This is a genomic window from Vibrio sp. HB236076 (genome assembly GCF_040957575.1).
Lineage (GTDB): Bacteria > Pseudomonadota > Gammaproteobacteria > Enterobacterales > Vibrionaceae > Vibrio.
Window position 1 is genome coordinate 1,005,914 of the sequence record NZ_CP162601.1, and the last position, 19,573, is coordinate 1,025,486.

Sequence of the window (19,573 nt, forward strand, 5' to 3'; positions counted from 1 at the left end):
ATAGTCTGACACAATTATTATGACCAATACCAGCGACAATTCTGCCGTTCATCGCATTGTAGTACTCGATACGGAAACTACGGGCATGAATAAAGAAGGCGGCCCTCATTACCTTAATCACAACATCATTGAGATTGGGGCGGTGGAGATCGTCAACCGCAAGCTGACGGGCCGACATTTCCACGTTTACATTAAACCCAATCGAGAGATTCAACCCGAAGCCATTGAAGTTCACGGTATTACCGATGTCTTTTTGACCGACAAACCCCGTTACCGCGATATCCACCAAGAATTTATTGATTTTATTCAAGGGGCTGAGTTGGTTGCACACAATGCGCCCTTTGACGTTGGTTTCATGGATTACGAATTTGAATTGCTTGGCCAGGCTTCGTTAAAAACCACGGACTTGTGTACGGTCACCGACACGTTAGCTATGGCGAAGAAAATCTTCCCTGGTAAGCGCAACAACCTTGATATCTTGTGTGACCGCTACGGTATTGATAATTCGCGAAGAACCTTGCACGGGGCATTGCTCGATGCTGAGATCCTCGCCGATGTTTACTTGATGATGACCGGTGGTCAAACGGCTCTTCAGTTCAGTGGCCAGGATCAGCAAGGTGAGGCCTCGGGCGTTCGTCGTTTGCAAGAGCGAAAAAACCTCAAGGTTTTGCATGCGTCGGCCGATGAATTAGACTTACACCAACAGCGGCTTGATTTGATTGAAAAAGGAGGCGTATGTCTTTGGCGACAATAGTGAAGCGATGGAGAGTTTTTTGTGGGGTCATTCTCCTAGTATGGGCAAGCTCTGCCTGGCCGAGCGAAGCGACCTTGTCTCTATTAGACAATCGCTTTCGCGTTGATCCTACGATTAAACAAATCACGTTTCTCGTTTATCGCGCCAAAAACAGTCAACCTGTAGTGTTGGTCAGGCCCGACGGTCAAAAATATTACGCCTGGCAAACCTATGACGACGTTAAATGGTACCAAGAGTCAGACCTTGATATCATTTCAGTGGACAACCCAATGCCGGGGCCCTGGCAAGCCGTTGGTAAAGTGACCCCCAAAAACAATATAAAATTGGTCACGGACTTACAGCTTTATACCGATGACTTCCCTGCCAACCTTTACCAAGGCGAGAGCCTTAAATTTACCGCTCGTTTACTCAGTAATGATAAGCCGCTCAATTTGAGAGATTTTCTCGATCGGGTGAATTTAAAAGTGACCTTCACTAAATACGTTGAGAATGAAGACAGTTTAGCCAAAGACGCCAAGCCGATTCCCGTCGTGATGGGGACGTTTACTGATGACGGCCAAGGGTTAGATGAATACCCAGGCGATGGTGTCTTTACGGTCAACTTGCCGATTGAGATCGAACCTGGCAAATACCGCGCGCGGATCACCTCGCAAAATGGGGTGTTTTTAAGGGCACAAGAGCAAACGGTATTAGTGTACCCAACGCCTATCACGGCGACGTTTGTCCAGGCTCGACAAGCGCAAAATAACCATCAGATTTCCATTCGTGGTGAAGCCGGTATGATCGCCAAAGGGTCGCTGTTGACCCACATGGAAACCAGCGGCCCCAATGGTTATCTCGATCAAAAAGAAGGCCAAGCGGGCAGTGAAAGTTTGGGGATTAACCTCACTTTTGCCAATTTAGACCAACCCGGCGAGTACCATTGGCAAGGCAAGGTGTTTGCCAATGATGAAGCCACGGGAAGAGCGTTAAGTTTTGAACTGCCCTCCCATTCCTATAGCGTGGTGGAAGAAATCGATTTTTCCGAAATCCGCGCCGAACAAGAGCGCATTGCCGAGCAAGAAAAGCAAAAAGCTTTGGAAGACGCCATTATTGCTAAGCGCGCTAAAGACAGACAACAAAGCTTGATTTATATCGCCGTAGGCAATGTTGTGGTGGTGATATTGGTTTTATTGGTGTGGTTTATTGTTCGTAAGATCCGCGCCAAGAAAACCCTCAAAGAAGAGCTTGCATTTAACACCCCAGAGTAGCTCGCGTTGCCCCATAGGGTGATAAGGGTGATAAGGGTGATAAGGGTGATAAGGGGACAATATGGTGGTGCTTGGGCTTTTACTCTGTTGTGATTGTGCCAAAGACGGTGATTTAACATCAAATTTTCGCTCTTAGCTCTCGACAGTGTTTTTGGTTGCGGTAAACTTTGACAGCACGGTTATTATGGCCATTAACCCGATTATTTCAGCATAAATTGCTGTTAACTTAACTAAAAGAGATCCATTTATGTATCAAGATATTATCCGAGGCGAATTGACGGAAGCGGCAGCAGTGTTGAACCAATTTTTGAGTGACGATGACAATTTAGCTCAAATAGAAGCCGCCGCTCGATTGATTGCCGATTCGTTTAACAACGAGGGTAAAGTGTTATCTTGTGGTAACGGTGGGTCCCATTGTGACGCAATGCATTTTGCCGAAGAGTTGACCGGGCGTTATCGCGATAACCGTCCTGGCTATCCTGGTATCGCTATTTCGGATCCGAGCCACCTCTCTTGTGTCAGCAACGATTTTGGTTACGACTTTGTCTTTTCTCGCTATGTTGAAGCCGTCGGCCGCCGCGGTGATGTCCTTTTGGGATTATCGACCTCAGGCAATTCTTCAAATGTACTCAAAGCGATTGAAGCTGCAAAAGAGAAAGGGATGAAAACCATTGCTTTAACGGGTAAAGATGGTGGTCAAATGGCCGGATTGGCCGACGTTGAAATCCGAGTTCCGCATTTTGGTTATGCCGATCGCATCCAAGAAATCCACATTAAGATCATTCATATTCTTATTATGTTGATCGAAAAAGAAATGGAACCAAAAGCGTAACAGTTTGAATTGAGAGGCGCGCAAAGATGTGTGAGTTACTCGGAATGAGTGCTAATGTGCCCACGGATATCTGCTTTAGTTTCACAGGGCTGATGCAGCGAGGGGGGCGAACTGGCCCTCACCGAGACGGTTGGGGCATAACGTTTTACGAAGGGAAGGGATTTCGTACGTTTAAAGACCCTTTGCCAAGCTGCGAGTCAAAAATTGCTCGTTTAGTGCAAGAATACCCGATCAAAAGTTGTGCGGTGATCAGCCATATTCGCCAAGCCAACCGAGGGGGGGTGAGGTTAGAAAATACTCATCCCTTTACTCGTGAGCTCTGGGGGCAATATTGGACCTTTGCCCATAACGGTCAGCTTTCTGATTACCAAGAGCCATTGTCCACCACGACCTCTATCCCGGTGGGGCAGACCGACAGCGAATTGGCCTTTTGTTGGTTATTGGAACAGATACGTCAACGTTTTCCCACGCAACCCGACGACATGTCACAGGTATTTCAGTGGGTCGCGCAGTGTTGTGAGCAATTAAAGGTATTGGGCGTCTTTAATATGTTGTTGTCCAATGGCGAGTACGTCATGACCTACTGCACCAACCACTTGTATTGGATTACACGCCGGGCTCCCTTTGGCAAAGCTGCCTTGCTCGACGAAGACGTGGAAATCAATTTTCAAGAAGAAACGACCCCAAAAGATGTCGTCTCGATTATTGCTACCCAACCTTTAACTGGCAATGAGCGATGGCACCGGATGAAACCCGGAGAATATGGGGTGTTTTATTTAGGAGAGTTGATGCTTTCTAATGCCGATCAATTAGTCAATGTGCCTTATGCGGCGGCTAAACCCGCCAGTCAGGCGCCAACAGAGCCACTTGACTAAGGCAACACTGATGTTATCTGTAAAAAAATGACGGTATTCACGCCGTCATTTTTTTTGAGATTTCAATGGCTATCAATCTTGCTCGGCGGCGTAGCCATGAGGGCCTAGGCACTGACCATCTAGCCAAGCTTGATTGTCTTTCATGCTTAAACGCCCCGACAATAACCACTGCGTCACCAAAGGGTAAATCTTGTGCTCTTGGTGTAGGACGCGAGCGGCGAGTTGCTCGGCAGTATCCTCGGCATAAACCGGGACTTTGGCTTGTAAAATAACCGGGCCCCCATCAAGCTCTTCAGTCACAAAGTGCACACTGGTGCCATGTTCTTTATCTTGGTTATCGATTGCGCGTTGATGTGTGTGCAATCCTGGATACTTAGGCAACAAGGAGGGGTGAATATTAAGTAATTTACCTTGATAGTGTTGTACAAAGTCTTTGGTTAAAATCCGCATAAAGCCGGCAAGAATAACGGCATCAGGTTGGTATTGGTCAATGGTTGCAATCAAGGCTTGATCGTAATGAGCTCGCTCTTGATAGTCATTGTGATCAAGGTGAACCGACGCAATGCCATGACGCTCAGCTCGAGTCAGACCAAAAGCATCGCCCTTGTTGGCGATCACGGCGCTGATTTGGCCGTTAATATATCCGGACTCGCAAGCGTCGATAATAGCTTGAAGATTGCTGCCGCTGCCTGAAATGAGCACGACGATATTGTTTGAAGTTGAAGGGGAGGTCATAACACAATTTTGCTTATTTGATAAAAAAGAGGGAAGAGTGCTCCCTCTTTAAAAGTGAATTATTGAATAACAACTTGCGCTTGGTCGGCTTTCGCTTCCGCAATATGGCCCAATACCCACGCGTTTTCACCGGCGTTGTTGAGTAATGCGACGGCGTCTTCAGCTTGCTCTTGTGGGAGTGCAATCACCAGGCCGACACCGCAGTTAAAGGTGCGGTACATTTCGTGCTCCGTGACATTGCCTTTTTCTTGTAACCAGCTAAAGATGGCTGGCCATTGCCAACTGTCACCTTGGATCACCGCTTGTGTACCGGCGGGCAATACACGAGGAATGTTTTCCCAGAAACCCCCACCTGTGATGTGTGAGATGGCGTGAATGTCGTGCTTTTCAATCAATTCCAGTGCAGATTTGATGTAAATTTTAGTCGGTTCTAACAGCAGTTCTGCGATGGTTTTATCGCCGAGTTTCTCATTTTTGTCCGCGCCTGATACTTCGAGAATCTTGCGAATCAGTGAGTAGCCATTAGAGTGAGGACCACTAGAGCCAACGGCAATTAAAGCGTCACCTGCTGCGACCTTAGTGCCGTCAATGATATCGGCTTTTTCGACAACCCCAACACAAAACCCGGCGACGTCATAATCATCGCCTTCGTACATGCCAGGCATTTCTGCCGTTTCACCGCCGATCAGTGCACAACCAGATTGTAAGCAACCCTCAGCAATTCCGGTCACCACTTGAGCAGCCGTATCGACATCTAATTTGCCTGTTGCATAATAGTCGAGGAAAAAGAGCGGTTCAGCGCCTTGAACAATTAAATCGTTGACACACATGGCCACTAAATCGATGCCGATCGTATCGTGTTTATTAAGATCGAGTGCTAAACGCAACTTGGTGCCGACGCCGTCGGTACCAGACACTAACACAGGGTGTTTGTATTTAGTTGGCAATTCACACAGGGCACCAAAGCCACCTAAACCCCCCATTACTTCAGGACGACGGGTTTTTTTGACCGCGCCTTTGATCTTATCGACTAATGCATTTCCTGCATCGATATCAACACCAGCATCTTTGTAGCTAAGAGAAGAGTTATTACCACTCACAGGCTTTCCTCGGTTTTGTTAGAGATGAAAACGGCGTTATTCTAACAGGGCTTAAAGAGAAAGAGCAAACGTTTGCGCTGTTTTTTTTATCCTTGAATTAGTCAAGTAATTTCCCTTTTTTTCCTATATAATCTGAAAGTTTATTTTATTTTTGCTGGAGATGGACATGAAAGTTGTAGAAGTGATGCACCCATTAGTGAAGCACAAGGTGGGCTTGTTGCGTGAAGGGGATATTAGTACCAAGCGTTTTCGCGAATTAGCGACCGAAGTTGGCAGTTTGCTCACTTATGAAGCCACCTCTGATTTTGAAATGGAAAAAGTGACCATTGATGGTTGGAATGGCCCGGTGGAAGTCGATCAAATCAAAGGCAAAAAAGTGACAGTGGTACCGATTTTGCGCGCTGGCTTGGGCATGATGGATGGCGTGTTAGAGCATATGCCAAGCGCTAGGATCAGTGTTGTTGGGGTTTACCGCGACGAAGAGACACTCGAGCCGGTCCCTTACTTTAATAAATTGGCATCCAATATTGATGAGCGTATTGCCCTGGTTGTTGATCCTATGTTGGCAACTGGCGGCTCTATGATTGCGACGATCGATCTATTAAAAGAGCAAGGATGTCAATCTATCAAGGTATTGGTGCTTGTGGCGGCGCCGGAAGGGATCGAAGCACTTGAAAAAGCTCACCCAGACATCGAGTTGTATACCGCGGCTATCGATAGCAAGCTCAACGAGCAAGGGTATATCGTTCCCGGTCTTGGTGATGCGGGCGATAAGATCTTTGGTACTAAGTGATCCTTTCTCACTGAGCGATTGAAGGGGTTGTTATTTAAGACAATCTCGCTGTGTTAAGAAAAAACCGCCGCGATTGATACGGCGGTTTTTTTATTCAATATTTGTGCTTGCTAGCGGTCTTGATTTGGAACCGTATCAGCAATGTGATTGTCACCGATATCTCGTGGCAAGATCTGATTGAGTAAAATCGCCACAATGCCACATAAGCTTACCCCTTGCAGACTAAACTCACCAATGCCGAAAGCCATCCCCCCTAAGCCAAACACCAAGGTCACCCCGACAATGACTAAATTCCTGGATTTAGAGAGATCGACTTGATTTTTTATTAATGTATTGAGGCCAACGGTGGCAATGGAGCCAAACAGTAAAATCATAATACCGCCCATGACAGGCACCGGAATGGTTTGCAGTAATGCACCTAACTTAGCCACGAGTGCCAAGACAATGGCACTGACCGCTGCCCATGTCATGATCACAGGGTTAAACGCTTTGGTGAGCATCACTGCACCGGTCACTTCGCTGTAAGTGGTATTCGGTGGGGCTCCCAAACAGGCTGCCGCCATCGTCGCCACGCCATCACCGGATAAGGTGCGGTGTAAGCCGGGCTTTTTTAGGTAGTCTTTATTGGTGACTTGAGAAATCGCCAACATGTCGCCAACGTGTTCTACCGCAGGGGCAATGGCAACCGGGATCATAAATAAAACCGCATTGAGGTTGAACTCTGGCGCTGTAAAATTGGGCAGTGCTAACCAGGCTGCTTGCGTGACCGGGGTAAAATCAACAATACCAAAAGACAAGCTCAAAGCATAGCCAGCTAAAATACCACCAAAAATAGGCAAAAGTTTAAACCAACCTTTGGCGAATACACTGATGGCGATGGTTGTGAGCAGGGCCGTGGCAGAAACCCAAAGTGATAGTTGATGGTCGATAAGCTGTGCTGAACCATCACCGGTTTTACCCAGTGCCATGTTAACGGCGACGGGCGCCAAGCCAAGCCCGATGACCATAATCACTGGCCCTACAACGACAGGAGGCAGCAAGTGGTGAATAAACCCCGCGCCCTTTGCTTTGATAATTCCCCCCAAGATGACATAGACCGCTCCAGCGGCCATCAAGCCTCCCATGGTGGCGGCGATCCCCCACGTTTGCGTGCCGTAGAGAATTGGAGCGATAAAAGCAAAAGAAGAAGCAAGAAAAATCGGCACTTGTCGGCGAGTCATCAATTGAAATAACAAGGTCCCTAACCCAGCACCAAACAAGGCCACGTTGGGATCCAATCCGGTCAGTAAGGGGACTAATACCAAAGCCCCAAATGCGACAAACAGCATTTGGGTGCCTAAAATCATATTTTTCATGCACACTTCCTCAATAATTAACAGTTGGCGGGGATTTTAGCAGCTTGCAAACGATTGCCTAGTGAAAAATGGCAGAAAGTTTAAATAAGTTATAATGATGATAATAAAGGGTATTGAATTATCAGCTTTCAATGGCGTTGCATTGACGTTCCTGTTTCAGGGCCGTGCGCTTGCCCAGTGAGCGTTTGTTGCTTATTATCGCCCTAGTGTGTGTCAATTTAGGATCATTATGCGAGTTTTAGCTTTCGTCTTATGTGCTTTGGGGGCCTTTCCTCTTTATGCCATGAGCAATGTCAATGTATACCAAACTCAAGTCGCAGTCAGTGATGAGCAAAGCAGTAGCGCCCATCAAGCGCGCAAGCAGGGAATGGAGCAAGTGCTGATTAAGGCATCCGGTGATCCTAAGATCGCCTCCAACTCTGTTATCGCCAAAGCACTCAATGACAGTGCTCGTTATCTTTCACAATTTGGCTATCAGAGTGACGATGCGTCACAAGTGATGAGCATGAGCTTTAACGGTGAGCAAATTCGTCAATTACTGACTCAAGCTCAGGTGCCGATTTGGCCGGTTAAGCGTGAAAATATCTTGCTGTGGTGGGTGGATAATACCGAGTACGAACGCACTGTTTTGTGGGAAACCTCAGAGTCGCAGCCTTTACAAGATTTTCGACAAAGCGCAGACCAAATGGGGTTACCGGTTAGCATTCCGGTCGGGGACTTTGATGATGTGACCGGTGTCAGCGCGGCTGATCTTTGGGGCGGTTTTGTACAAAGTATTGCTAAGGCCAGCGCACGTTATCCGGTTGATGCGGTTTTGATTGTTAAAGCGCAAGGTGAGCAACTTCGTTGGCAGCTTTATGACGCCAAACCCAATGCGATCGCCAACACCGAGGTCAGCTTAAACGGCCAAGCGAGTGGCAGTGGCGCGGCAAAAGACATTGTCGCCAGGCTCAGCCGTTATTACGCTCAAAAAAATGGCTTGACCTTAACCACAACATCGGACTTGTCGGTTGATATTCAGGTCTCTGGTATCAAAAACGCCAGTGATTTCTTTCATCTCGAGCGCGGTTTAATCACGCTTAACGCCGTTGCGAGTGCCCAAGTGACGACTTTGCGCGGTGACAGCGCTGCGTTTCGCCTCGATTTACTCACCAGCCAAACGGGCTTTTTGTCAGAGGCGACCACAAAGCTGTCCTTGACCGAATCAAGACTCTCTGACTTGACATCAAGTCAAGAGCTCTTATCTGCTGAGTCGTATCAAAATGCCAATCGCTTAGAAACCGATGCGTCATCCGTCGCCGAGGTTGAGCATAGCCAAGACGTTACAGCGCCGGCGATTGACAATCAGGCGCAAACGCGGGCGGAGCCTTCACAGGGCAACACGCAAAAGATGGCGCCAGTGGTGAACGCCCCGCAACAAGCGACGTTTGATAAACCGGATTATCGCTTCATTTGGCAAGAGTAAGCTAAGCTCGCTCTGAACGCTTGACTTACTAGTCATCTAAAACGGTGTTTCAATCGCCTAAAGCGCGGAGTTGCTTTAGGCGATCTTTTATCAGGGTCAATTTAGCGTTTGAGGGTTTGACTGAGGCGAGCAAGACGCTGGCCTTGAGCTTTGGCCAGTTCACTTTCTTCTGTGGATAATTGACGCCCTTCACTGCAGTGACTGGCACCATAGGGTGTGCCCCCGGTTTGTGTGGTATGCAGCGCGGGCTCACTGTAGGGAAGGCCTAAGATTAGCATACCGTGGTGCAACAAGGGCAACATCATGCTTTGCAAGGTGGTTTCTTGGCCTCCGTGCAGACTGCTCGAGCCAGTAAAGACACAGGCGGGTTTGTCATTAAGCGCCCCGGAGACCCAAAGTGGGGTCGTCTGATCCCAAAAATGCTTGAGTGGGGCTGCCATATTGCCAAACCAAACGGGACTGCCCATGGCCAGGCCATCGCAGTGTTTGAGGTCGTCAAGGGTGGCAATGGGGTCTTGGGGATCACTGCTCATATCAAGAGGGGCGAGGCTACGGACAACGGCCTCACAGCCCGACACAGAATCGATACCGCGCGCGATGTGATTGGCCAGTAAGCGAGTGCGGCCATGACGGCTAAAGTAAAGGACCAGTATTTTATTCATAGTATCTCTAAAATGTTTTCCACCGGGCGGCCGATACGCGCTTGGCCATTGGCCACGACAATGGGGCGTTCGATCAATTTAGGGGTATTGGCCATCGCCAGCAGTAAGGTGTTCTGGTCGGCCTCGCGTAAGTTTTGTTGTTTGAATTCAGCTTCTTTAGTACGCATCATTTGCGTGGCGTCGGTCAGTTTAAGAAGCGTCATGAGGTTTTGCAGCTCTTCGACAGACAGGGGGGTCTCTAAGTAGCGCACGATCTCAACCTGGTAACCTCTTTCGGTAAGCAATTGCAAGGCTTGGCGACTTTTACTGCATCTTGGGTTGTGGTAAAGCGTAATCGACATAGGGTTTTCCGTTAATTTTCCAGTTGTAAAAATTGTTGCCGTTGTTGTGAGAGTTGATCGACACGAGCATCAAAACGCGCTTGTTGTAAACTGCCAATGTCAGCGAGTTGACTGGCTTGGGTGTAGTTGTTGATCGCTTGATCCCAGCGCGCTTTTAGGGCAAAGAGTTCGCCTTGCGCGGCCAGCTCTTGAGCGCGATCCCCCGTTAAACTGTATGCTTTTGAAAGCAGGTACCATCCATTGGTATCACCTGGCTGTGAGTGCGTGTAGCGCTGCAATACTGAAATGGCTTTGCTCGCTTGCTGGTGCTCAATTAACGCATTGGCATAATTAATGGTTAAAATGGGGTTTTTAGGGGTAAGGGCAAGGGCGGTTTCTAGGGTTTCGATTGCTTTGTTCGGTTGGTGCTTAGCAATCCAGAGATCGCTTAACGCATCGAGATAAAAATAATTATTGCTCTGTTGTTGGTACAATTTGGTGAGGATAGCTTGGGCTTGATCAAGCTTATTGTCATCGAGGTACACCAGTGCTTTTCCATATTGATAAGCGTCTTTAGTTTGCGCTGGTGCGTTGGCTTGGTGACGCTCTAACCAGTCAAGGGCGGCATCAGAACGCAAGCCGGCATAGCGCACCACCACGCGAACGCGAGCGAGTGTGTAATTTAAGGATGGTTGAGGCGATACGCTGGGATATTGTTGAGCTCGATTTCGGCTATCAGTAATGCGCGACTGAGGCAAAGGGTGCGTTAATAGCATTTCAGGTGGCGTGCTCGTGTAGCGATACTCATCGGCTAAGCGACCGAAAAATTGAGGCATCGCTTGAGGGTTATAGCCCGCTTTGGCCAGGGTTTTAATGCCAAAGCGATCCGCTTCTTCCTCATTGCTGCGGGTGTAATTGATCTGGCTTTGAATGTTACCTGCGGTGGTGGCGGTCAACGCGGCGACCCCAGCTTGCGGGGCCGCAATGGCCAGTAATAGGGAACCGGCTAACGCGGCTATGGTGGCAGGAGTGCGCTGTGCTTGCGCTTCCATGCTACGCGCTAAGTGACGCTGGGTGATATGGGCGATTTCATGAGCGAGCACTGAGGCTAACTCACTTTCGGTACTGGCGTGTAAAAATAGCCCTGAGTGCAGTGCGACGTAGCCGCCAAAAAATGCAAATGCATTGATTTCACGGTTCTGAATTAAAATAAAACGAAAGGGCGTTTTCACATCATCGGCATTGGCGACTAACTTATGACCGAGTTGATTGATGTATTGATTGAGCGTTGGATCATTAATAACGGGTTGATGGCGGCGCAAAATACGCATATAAGCATCACCGTATTGTTCTTCTTGGGCGATGGTTAAGGTTGAACTGGCCGTTGTGCCAATGTCAGGAAGGTTTAATCCATTGTCTGCATAGCCAAGGGTACTGCAAGTGATTGCTAGCATTGATAGATAAGCACCAAGGCGTTTTCTTTTGACCATCATGATAATCCACTACTCCATTTTATAACCTTTTGACCCCAGTTTTGCCGCAGAGTTTCTCTGAGATTAAGCGTATTAGGGGCGATGCCACCGACTGTTAAATTTTTATCGTTTTTTCAATTTGCTACTACCCATAGATAGGGATAATGCGTTAAAGTCGCTGTTAGTCCACAGTGATTTTTCCGCTCGTCAAGCGTGCTAAGTCATCGACATTTTTAAACTTCATATCAAGAAGATAACGAGTTTCTGTCTTGGTGTACAGGTAAGTTATCAAAGGAATTAATAACCATGCTGGAAATGATCAGTCGTTGGTACAAACGTCGTTTTTCTGACCCTCATGCCGCGAGTTTGGTGGCAATATTACTTATCGGCTTTATCATTATTTACTTTTTTGGTCATTTGATTGCGCCTTTGTTGGTGGCGATAGTGTTAGCTTACTTGCTCGAGTGGCCAGTGTTGCATTTACATCGTTTTGGCGTGCCGAGAACCTTGGCTGTGGTCTCTGTCATTTTTGTCTTTGTCGGTCTGATGCTGATTGCACTGTTTGGTTTGGTGCCGACCATTTGGGGCCAGGTGGGCAATCTTATTAACGACATCCCCAACATGTACTCGGATTCACAACGCTTCATCGCCAGTTTGCCGGAGCGCTTCCCCGAAGTGGCGCATTTACAAATCGTCGAGTCGATGATCACCAATGTTAAAAACCAAGTTTTGTCGATGGGCGAGTCTGTCGTCAAGGGCTCGTTGGCGTCTTTAATCAGCATAGCCACACTGGCTATCTATTTAATTTTAGTACCTCTCTTGGTTTTCTTCTTATTGAAGGACAAGCGAGAGATGTTGGCCATTGCCAGCGGTGTGTTGCCGAAAAATCGTCAGTTGGCTTACCAAGTCTGGTATGAAATGAACGATCAAATCTCCAACTATATACGCGGAAAAGTATTAGAGATTATCATTGTTGGCGGCGTCAGCTACGTAACGTTTGCCGTACTTGGTTTGCGATACTCTGCTTTGTTGGCCGTCGCCGTTGGTTTGTCGGTGTTAATTCCCTATATCGGCGCCGCGGTTGTGACGGTGCCTGTGGCAATGGTGGCCCTCTTTCAATGGGGCCTAACCCCTGACTTTTATTGGCTGTTAGTGGCGTACGGTATCATTCAAACCCTTGATGGTAATGTATTGGTGCCGGTGTTGTTTTCCGAGGCGGTGAATTTACACCCCGTGGCGATCATTGTTGCCGTGCTTGTTTTTGGTGGATTATGGGGTTTTTGGGGGGTCTTTTTCGCCATTCCACTGGCCACCTTAGTCAAAGCCGTTTGGCGGGCTCTACCTAGCAATGACGACAGTCAAGTGGCCGAGTAATGCATGTGTTGCCCTTGCTTTGTCAAGCGCGATGACAAGCAAGGGCGTTACGGGTTATTTTTGCTGTTCTAAATAATCCAAGACAACCTCATGGTGGTCTTTGGTTTTGAACTTGTTAAAAACGTGTTCAACCTTGCCGTCTTCATCGATGAGGAAGCTGGTTCTGACTACCCCCATATTTTCTCGGCCCATGAATTTTTTCAGCTGCCATACACCGTATAATTCGCACACGGCGTGTTCTTCGTCGGCGAGCAAGGCAAAGTTAAGCGCTTGCTTGGTGATAAAGTTAGTGAGTTTTTTAGGGGTATCAGGGCTAATGCCAAGAACCACGACATTATGTGCGTCCAATTCGGATTTGGTATCGCGCAACCCCTGAGCTTGAGTGGTACAACCGGGTGTCGACGCGCGCGGGTAAAAGTAAAGTAAGACTTTTTTGCCTTTAAACTCAGACAGAGTAATCGGCGTGTTGTCTTGGTTGTTCAAGGTAAAGTCGGGAGCGACTTGTCCAGCTTCAATGGTCATATTATCAGTACCTTATGCGTTTAGCTTGCTATTATCGTGATAGCTAGGTTTTAGCGAGCGAATCAAAGCGTATTCTTGCCATATTTCACCGCGTTGTCCAGTCACTGTCTTTTATACCGTTTTGATTCAGTATGAGGTCAATGGTAGCGCAGGAAAAAAGCGTGAGAATTTTCTTATTGATACCAGAATCGTCATTGTTATTCGACAAGTGGGGGGATTAACCGCGTTATCGAGTTTTTTATCTCGCTTGGGTACTCCGCTATTTCGTGAGATGGGTATTACGCTCATCGAAAGTGTGCGGCGGTGATCAGTAAGTGTGTTGAAACGCTCTGTGGCTAGGTCGCTGCAGGGGATGGCGCGCCATACTGCCCACGCTCTGGGCCTGTTACAAGCATTTATCGATGTTATTTTCGGTCTTATTTAGCAGGGAGTGAGCAAAGATTGAGCGCTCAATGCGCGTGTCTCTCAATATTGTTATTTTAGCCAAAATATCACAGTGAATCTGCTTGTGTTGATGAAGTGGCTTAAAGTACCATGCTAGAACTAAAAGATAAGGAGAATAACATGTTTTCAGGAAGTATTGTGGCCTTGGTAACGCCGTTTAAAGCCGATGGTGAAGTGGATTTCGACGGCTTGCAGCGTTTAGTAGAGTTTCATATTGAGGCGGGTTCAGACGGTTTGGTTGCGGTGGGCACCACGGGTGAATCTGCGACCTTGACCATTGAAGAGCATGTTAAAGTCGTGACTAAAATGGTTGAGTTTGCCAATGGTCGCATGCCAATTATTGCCGGTACTGGGGCAAATGCAACCCATGAATCTGTAACGTTTAGTCGCTTGCTTAACGATTCGGGGATTGCTGGCTGTTTGAGTGTGACTCCTTATTACAACAAACCTACCCAAGAAGGTTTGTATCAACACTATAAAGCCATTGCTGAAGTCAGTGATGTGCCGCAAATTCTTTACAATGTTCCGGGCCGAACTGCGGTTGATATGCTGCCTGAAACCGTCGCTCGCCTGGCCGAGATCGATAACATCGTTGCGCTTAAAGATGCGACCGGAGATGTTAGCCGAGTTGCAAAACACCGTGAACTTTGTGGCAAAGAATTTATCTTACTCAGTGGTGATGACGCGACTGGACTCGAGTTTGTCAAACTTGGCGGTCAGGGCGTGATCTCTGTCACCAACAATGTGGCGGCCAAAGCCATGGCAGACATGATGCATTTAGCCTTAAATGGTGACTTTGAACAAGCTGAAGCGATTAACCAACGTTTGATGGGGCTTCACAAAGGTTTATTTGTTGAATCGAGTCCAATTCCAGTGAAATGGGCAGCCCAACGCTTGGGACTCATTGATGATGGATCACTTCGCTTACCATTGACCCAGCTAACGCAAGCGCATCAACCCACCGTTGAACAAGCGCTAAAGCAAGCGGGTTTACTTTAATTAGAATGTAAAGACTGGGGTGTTGTGCCCCAGTGTGTATTAGGAGTTACAATGAAGTTCTCTCGCCAGCTCGTGATGAGCTCAATGGCCTTGTTGGTATTAAGTGCCTGTTCCTCTGACCCAGCCAAGCGTCGTCAAGCGGATGATGGTTTTACCTACCTCAATAATCAGGCTACGGCCACACTCGAGTATCCGCAAGGGAACAAACCGCCATTTTATCAAGACTACGTGATTCCCGATGGCGACTACCAAGGCCCGATTGGTAAGCAGGTCGACATACGCCCTCCTCAGCAAGTGCTCGCTTTGATCCCTGGTGCGCGGATTGAACAATCCAGTGAAGGTGTCAACGTCTGGTTTGCCAATACTCAAGTGCAGCAGCAAACGTGGCAGTCGCTCATTGATGGGTTAGAAAAGCGTCAAGTGCAAATGAAGCGCTCCGATGACACCATAGAGACAGGGTGGATCAACTGGACTCGAAGCGATGAAGAGCGAAACTTCAACGCCCGTTATCTGCTCAGTCAAGTCAATCAAGCCGGTCGACCAGGCTTGCTCATTGAACTGGTGCAATGGCGTCAAGACGGTGATGTTAAACAGCCGGCTGTGCAAGATAAGCAGCGCTATACCAATATCATGGCCAACCTAATAACGACGGAATATGATGAGGCGCAAAGGCAAGCTCAAGAGCGCCAAGCGCGTAATCGTCAATTGGATATTCCATTGCTGATGGGTAAAGACCGCAGCGGTCTGCCAGTGATTATCGCTCGGGCAGATTATGGCATCGTGTGGGAACGCATGGCCGGGTTACTGGAGCCGATCGGTTTTAAAATTGAAGATCGCAATCAATCGCAAGGCAGTATTGAGACTGAATACAAAGCGGCAGACAGTGATTTTTGGCAAGCGATTGGCCAGCCACCATTAACGCTCTCACGTGGGGAATACACGTTTTTGATTGGTGATTTGGCAAACCGTACGTCAATCAACATCACAGATAGCAAAGGTAAACCGCTGAGCGAAGACAAACTGCAGGCGGTTGAAAATGTTCTCGCTGCCGTAATCGAGCAGCAAAAGCAACAAGCGGCTCAGTAGCTGATAAGACTTCACATCCATAAAAATGCTGAGTATGTCTACTCAGCATTTTTTATTGCATGCGGTCAATGGCGATGATTTGTTTTAGGAAACCACTCACAAACTAAGCTGAGTTTGATAACCGCTTCACGGTGTTGTCACTCGCTTAAATGGTTATTTTTTGCGTTCAATGTCAGACGACTGCGCTGCTTTTTTCTGCTCATCAGACTGGCGCAGTGCTTGATGTTTTTCATCGAGTTCAATTAAGCGCTGTCGCTGTTTTTGGCGATTATTTTTATTGAGGTAGCGCGAAGGGTCGCTATAGCGAAATGCCAACACATTGCCAACCAAAAAGATCATGATAACTGCGCTAATAAACCAGGGGCTTGTTAACCAATCCATCGCCTGCTCCTAAAGAGAAATATTAATAATGTATTGATGGTAGATTTTATCAAAGTGGTGGCGTATATGCGCCATCCCTTCAATAGGTTGTTGTTCAATACAGCTCAGTAGCTGAGTCGGAGTCAAGGCGTCTAAACAGGCGGTGGCGGATTCTCGGTGACTGATGTGCCATGGCTCGATAGCGACTCCCCCCAAGTCTTGATTATAAGGTAAGAAGAAGCCACAGTGTGGTAATGCTTCTTTCAACCAAGCAGAAAATTCACGTTGATGGCCTTGTTCATACTCCCAAGGTTCGAGGCGGATTGAGGTGCCTTTGGGCAGGGTATTGGTGGCGTAAACGTCAAAGTCGGTTCCCCAGTGATGACGACTGGCACCGGGTAACGCAGACCAATGTAAAATGGCCCAGAGTGCTTGTTCATCCGACAGTGAATCTCGGTCTAAAACTTGGCTGTCGCGATCGAGAATAGGCCTTTGACCAAGATACTTTCCATTCCAAATGCTGGCTTGGCGATGGAAATCTCGAAAGCCACTGGCAATAGAAAGCTCAAAGCCCGCTTGCGTCGCAAGCTGAGACAAATGGGCAAGAGGGGAGGCCACATTAGGATGCACTTTGATGTTGAGGGACGGATTGAGCGCTATTTGGGTTAAATGCTGCTCACTCAAACCACACAAGGACGCTGGGCTCATTGTCATGTTATTTCACCAATAAGTGATTAAGCGTTTCTTGATACATGTCGGTTAATTTTTCAAGATCGTCCACACTCACGCATTCGTTCACCTTGTGAATAGTGGCATTAACGGGACCGAGTTCAACGACTTGACCTTTCATACGAGCAATAAAGCGACCGTCAGACGTTCCCCCCGTGGTGAGCAGTTGCGGCTGCTGTTGATTGACTTTGTTGACACCGGCCACAACGGCATCCAGTAAGTCCCCTGTGTCGGTTAAAAATGGGTCGCCATTAAAGGTCCAATCGATGTTGTAATCGAGTTGGTGCTTTTGCAAAATTTGATGGAACGTCTCCATGATACGGTCGTTGTTGAGTTCAGTGCTAAAGCGCAAATTGAACTGAACGTTAAACTCCCCCGGGATCACATTCGACGCGCCGGTACCGGCCGCAAGGTTTGGGATCTGAATACTCGTGGGTGGAAAATAGTCATTGCCTGTATCCCAAGTATGAGTACAAAGTTCGTTTAACGCCATTAAAGATTGATGAACAGGGTTGCGAGCGAGATGAGGGTAAGCAACATGACCTTGCACGCCTTTAATCGATAAGTCGGCAGTAATGGAACCGCGACGACCGTTTTTGATGACATCTCCAACGTGCTCTGTGCTTGACGGCTCACCGACAATACACATGTCAATCATTTCACCACGAGCCATAAGCGTTTCAACAACCTTGACCGTGCCATTGATGAATGGGCCTTCTTCGTCGGAGGTGATCAAAAAGCCAATCGAGCCTTGATGGTCGGGGTTTTCGTTGATGAATCGTTCAACGGCAACGATCATCGCCGCCAATGAGCCTTTCATGTCGGCGGCACCTCGGCCGTAAAGTAGACCCTCTCTCACTTCGGGTGCAAAAGGTGGGCTGACCCACTCGTCGAGATCGCCTGGTGGTACGACGTCAGTATGACCGGCAAAGGCAAAGAGCGGAGACGCCGAGCCGCGGCGAGCCCAAAAGTTGGTTGTGTCGTCAAACACCATCACTTCGATCTCAAAGCCCAACGCCTTGAGTCGCTCAATCATAACGTCTTGACAGCCTTCGTCGGCGGGGGTGATAGAAGGGCGGCTGATTAAGTCTTTAGCCAATGATAAAACGGGACTTTCCGTCATCCTTTACATTCCTATTAGTTGGGTTTATCGCTGAGTAATGAACCGAGATTTTCGCCGATTACTGGGCAAAAATGGTCTGGTATTGCTCGGCTTTGAAGCCGAGGTGTAATTGGCCATCACAATCTAAAATTGGGCGTTTGATCATCGCCGGAGACGCCACGAGCAACGTTAAGGCACTGTTTTGGTCTAAGTTGTCTTTTACTTCTTGAGGGAGTTGACGGTAGGTAGTGCCTCGTTTGTTGACGACTTGTTGCCAATCAAGTTGAGAGAAAAAACGCTCGATCAAGGCCGGTTCAACACCTTGTTTTCGATAGTCGTGAAAAACAAATTCGATTCCCTCATCGGTGAGCCACTTTTTGGCTTTCTTTATCGTGTCACAATTGGGAATACCATACATGGTTACTGTCATACTGCGCCTTTATAGCCTGTCATTGATATCAAGATGCATCCTAGCAGGAAGTCACAAAACACACAAAAGTTGAATGTGAGTTGCCACTCTTGCGTAAATACCTCGGGATTATTGATCTTCCTCAACATGGTGAAATACAGAAAAGAAATAATGTCAGAAGGAAAATAGGAGGTCATAATGAAACTCAGTCCGGTATTTGCAAGGCGATTGTATCTCGCTCTTTTAATCGAACACTTAGAACGCCCTAATGTGCCCAAATTGATCCGGGTAACCGGGTGGCCGCGGCGTACCATTCAAGATGCTATCAAAGCGTTACCCGGTATCGGTATTCAACTTCACTTTGTGCAAGATGGCCGACGTCATAACGATGGCTATTATCAATTAAATGATTGGGGGCCTTTCAATCGTCAATGGGTGTGCTCCAAACAAAGTGATATTGCTTGTGTATTGGGTTTTATCAAAAATGTGGACACCCAAACCAACTATACAGCACAAAGCCTAGCCAACTCAGGATGAGTAACATCCAAGGCAACCTGGTCGATTGAGGGCTTTTCTCTTGGGTTGGCAACTCGTTGATAGGCTCAACGGGGAGGGGCTGCTGATGTTTTTGTGCTTTTTTTTTGGCTTTGTCCGCCTGACGAGCTTTTTCTTTTTGTTGTTTTTTATACAGCGCAATGCCTTTTTCAATGCCTTGAGCTATGAGCTTGGTTTGGGCTTTGGTTTGCCCAGGCTTTTGTGTCGCTTTGGCTATGTTTTCGGCTTCTAACTGTGTTTGAGCGGAAGGTTTGTCGGTGTTTTTCATGATCGCAATAAGAGGCTTATTCAACGGACTCGTGAGACTAGCATAAGTGGTGGTAAAAGTTCGACCTCCAACGCTATCAAGTTTTGTTATTGTTGACCGATAAAGGCTCTGT

Annotated in this window: 22 protein-coding genes; 10 read left to right on the forward strand and 12 right to left on the reverse strand. The window is 47.6% G+C overall.

Annotated features, from left to right (window positions below; all coding sequences use genetic code 11):
* Positions 1–19: 19 nt before the first annotated feature.
* The 4 genes from dnaQ (at position 20) to AB0763_RS04465 (ending at position 3,711) form a co-directional block, all read left to right on the forward strand.
* The gene (gene dnaQ, locus AB0763_RS04450) at positions 20–754 is read left to right on the forward strand and encodes a DNA polymerase III subunit epsilon (protein WP_306101442.1); all 735 of its coding nucleotides are present in this window, start codon (positions 20–22) and stop codon (positions 752–754) included.
* A complete protein-coding gene (locus tag AB0763_RS04455) occupies positions 736–2,004 on the forward strand; it encodes a TIGR03503 family protein (RefSeq protein WP_306101441.1) in 1,269 nt (422 codons plus the stop codon). Before dnaQ ends, AB0763_RS04455 begins: the two co-directional genes overlap by 19 nt.
* 247 nt (positions 2,005–2,251) lie before the next feature.
* Positions 2,252–2,836: a D-sedoheptulose 7-phosphate isomerase gene (gene lpcA / locus AB0763_RS04460; RefSeq protein ID WP_306101440.1), complete on the forward strand. Its 585-nt coding sequence runs from the start codon at positions 2,252–2,254 to the stop codon at positions 2,834–2,836.
* 26 nt (positions 2,837–2,862) lie between these two features.
* A complete protein-coding gene (locus tag AB0763_RS04465; protein ID WP_306101439.1) occupies positions 2,863–3,711 on the forward strand; it encodes a class II glutamine amidotransferase in 849 nt (282 codons plus the stop codon).
* Positions 3,712–3,783: 72 nt separating this feature from the next.
* On the opposite strand, the gene purN is transcribed toward AB0763_RS04465, so the two are convergent.
* Complete coding sequence (purN, locus tag AB0763_RS04470; RefSeq protein WP_306101438.1) at positions 3,784–4,446, reverse strand: phosphoribosylglycinamide formyltransferase; 663 nt, start codon at positions 4,444–4,446, stop codon at positions 3,784–3,786.
* 59 nt (positions 4,447–4,505) lie between these two features.
* Entirely contained in the window at positions 4,506–5,546 is a 1,041-nt protein-coding gene (purM, locus tag AB0763_RS04475) for a phosphoribosylformylglycinamidine cyclo-ligase (RefSeq protein ID WP_306101437.1), read from the reverse strand.
* A gap of 166 nt (positions 5,547–5,712) precedes the next feature.
* On the opposite strand from purM, the gene upp reads away from it, so the two are divergent.
* Positions 5,713–6,339, forward strand: a complete 627-nt coding sequence (upp, locus tag AB0763_RS04480) for a uracil phosphoribosyltransferase (protein ID WP_306101436.1) — start codon at positions 5,713–5,715, stop codon at positions 6,337–6,339.
* 110 nt (positions 6,340–6,449) lie between these two features.
* Here the strand turns inward: upp and AB0763_RS04485 are convergent, their stop codons facing one another.
* On the reverse strand, positions 6,450–7,694 hold the full coding sequence (locus tag AB0763_RS04485) for a uracil-xanthine permease family protein (RefSeq protein WP_306101435.1): 1,245 nt from the start codon (positions 7,692–7,694) through the stop codon (positions 6,450–6,452).
* Between the two features lie 229 nt (positions 7,695–7,923).
* On the opposite strand from AB0763_RS04485, the gene AB0763_RS04490 reads away from it, so the two are divergent.
* Positions 7,924–9,159 carry a DUF2066 domain-containing protein gene (locus AB0763_RS04490; RefSeq protein ID WP_306101434.1) on the forward strand — a complete coding sequence of 412 codons (1,236 nt, stop codon included), beginning with the start codon at positions 7,924–7,926 and terminating at the stop codon, positions 9,157–9,159.
* A gap of 101 nt (positions 9,160–9,260) precedes the next feature.
* On the opposite strand, the gene wrbA is transcribed toward AB0763_RS04490, so the two are convergent.
* The 3 genes from wrbA to AB0763_RS04505 are packed head-to-tail and all read right to left on the reverse strand — an operon-like array spanning position 9,261 to position 11,631.
* Positions 9,261–9,821, reverse strand: a complete 561-nt coding sequence (gene wrbA, locus AB0763_RS04495; RefSeq protein ID WP_306101433.1) for an NAD(P)H:quinone oxidoreductase — start codon at positions 9,819–9,821, stop codon at positions 9,261–9,263.
* Positions 9,818–10,162 carry an arsenate reductase (glutaredoxin) gene (arsC, locus tag AB0763_RS04500; protein WP_306101432.1) on the reverse strand — a complete coding sequence of 115 codons (345 nt, stop codon included), beginning with the start codon at positions 10,160–10,162 and terminating at the stop codon, positions 9,818–9,820. Before arsC ends, wrbA begins: the two co-directional genes overlap by 4 nt.
* Positions 10,163–10,173: 11 nt before the next feature.
* Positions 10,174–11,631, reverse strand: coding sequence for a M48 family metalloprotease (locus AB0763_RS04505; RefSeq protein ID WP_306101552.1), 1,458 nt, complete (start codon positions 11,629–11,631; stop codon positions 10,174–10,176).
* A gap of 288 nt (positions 11,632–11,919) precedes the next feature.
* Between AB0763_RS04505 and AB0763_RS04510 the strand changes: the two genes are divergently transcribed.
* Positions 11,920–12,987: an AI-2E family transporter gene (locus AB0763_RS04510; RefSeq protein ID WP_306101431.1), complete on the forward strand. Its 1,068-nt coding sequence runs from the start codon at positions 11,920–11,922 to the stop codon at positions 12,985–12,987.
* A 54-nt stretch (positions 12,988–13,041) separates the two neighbouring features.
* Here AB0763_RS04510 and bcp read toward each other — a convergent pair whose 3' ends face one another.
* Positions 13,042–13,509: a thioredoxin-dependent thiol peroxidase gene (gene bcp, locus AB0763_RS04515; RefSeq protein WP_306101430.1), complete on the reverse strand. Its 468-nt coding sequence runs from the start codon at positions 13,507–13,509 to the stop codon at positions 13,042–13,044.
* Between the two features lie 564 nt (positions 13,510–14,073).
* Here bcp and dapA point away from each other — a divergent pair.
* On the forward strand, positions 14,074–14,952 hold the full coding sequence (dapA, locus tag AB0763_RS04520; protein WP_306101429.1) for a 4-hydroxy-tetrahydrodipicolinate synthase: 879 nt from the start codon (positions 14,074–14,076) through the stop codon (positions 14,950–14,952).
* 51 nt (positions 14,953–15,003) lie between these two features.
* Complete coding sequence (bamC, locus tag AB0763_RS04525) at positions 15,004–16,038, forward strand: outer membrane protein assembly factor BamC (protein WP_306101428.1); 1,035 nt, start codon at positions 15,004–15,006, stop codon at positions 16,036–16,038.
* Positions 16,039–16,191: 153 nt separating this feature from the next.
* Here bamC and AB0763_RS04530 read toward each other — a convergent pair whose 3' ends face one another.
* Genes AB0763_RS04530 through AB0763_RS04545 form a run of 4 tightly spaced genes read right to left on the reverse strand, consistent with a single transcriptional unit; the run spans position 16,192 to position 18,659 of the window.
* Positions 16,192–16,419: a hypothetical protein gene (locus tag AB0763_RS04530; RefSeq protein ID WP_306101427.1), complete on the reverse strand. Its 228-nt coding sequence runs from the start codon at positions 16,417–16,419 to the stop codon at positions 16,192–16,194.
* A gap of 9 nt (positions 16,420–16,428) precedes the next feature.
* Positions 16,429–17,106 carry a M15 family metallopeptidase gene (locus AB0763_RS04535; protein ID WP_306101551.1) on the reverse strand — a complete coding sequence of 226 codons (678 nt, stop codon included), beginning with the start codon at positions 17,104–17,106 and terminating at the stop codon, positions 16,429–16,431.
* A 7-nt stretch (positions 17,107–17,113) separates the two neighbouring features.
* Positions 17,114–18,250, reverse strand: coding sequence for a succinyl-diaminopimelate desuccinylase (gene dapE, locus AB0763_RS04540; RefSeq protein ID WP_306101426.1), 1,137 nt, complete (start codon positions 18,248–18,250; stop codon positions 17,114–17,116).
* Between the two features lie 58 nt (positions 18,251–18,308).
* Complete coding sequence (locus AB0763_RS04545; RefSeq protein WP_306101425.1) at positions 18,309–18,659, reverse strand: ArsC family reductase; 351 nt, start codon at positions 18,657–18,659, stop codon at positions 18,309–18,311.
* Between the two features lie 177 nt (positions 18,660–18,836).
* Here AB0763_RS04545 and AB0763_RS04550 point away from each other — a divergent pair, with 177 nt between their 5' ends.
* Positions 18,837–19,175 carry a helix-turn-helix domain-containing protein gene (locus tag AB0763_RS04550; RefSeq protein ID WP_306101424.1) on the forward strand — a complete coding sequence of 113 codons (339 nt, stop codon included), beginning with the start codon at positions 18,837–18,839 and terminating at the stop codon, positions 19,173–19,175.
* On the opposite strand, the gene AB0763_RS04555 is transcribed toward AB0763_RS04550, so the two are convergent.
* Positions 19,117–19,461, reverse strand: coding sequence for a DUF2956 domain-containing protein (locus tag AB0763_RS04555; protein WP_306101550.1), 345 nt, complete (start codon positions 19,459–19,461; stop codon positions 19,117–19,119). The two genes, AB0763_RS04550 and AB0763_RS04555, sit on opposite strands and share 59 nt — an antisense overlap.
* Positions 19,462–19,573 lie beyond the last annotated feature (112 nt).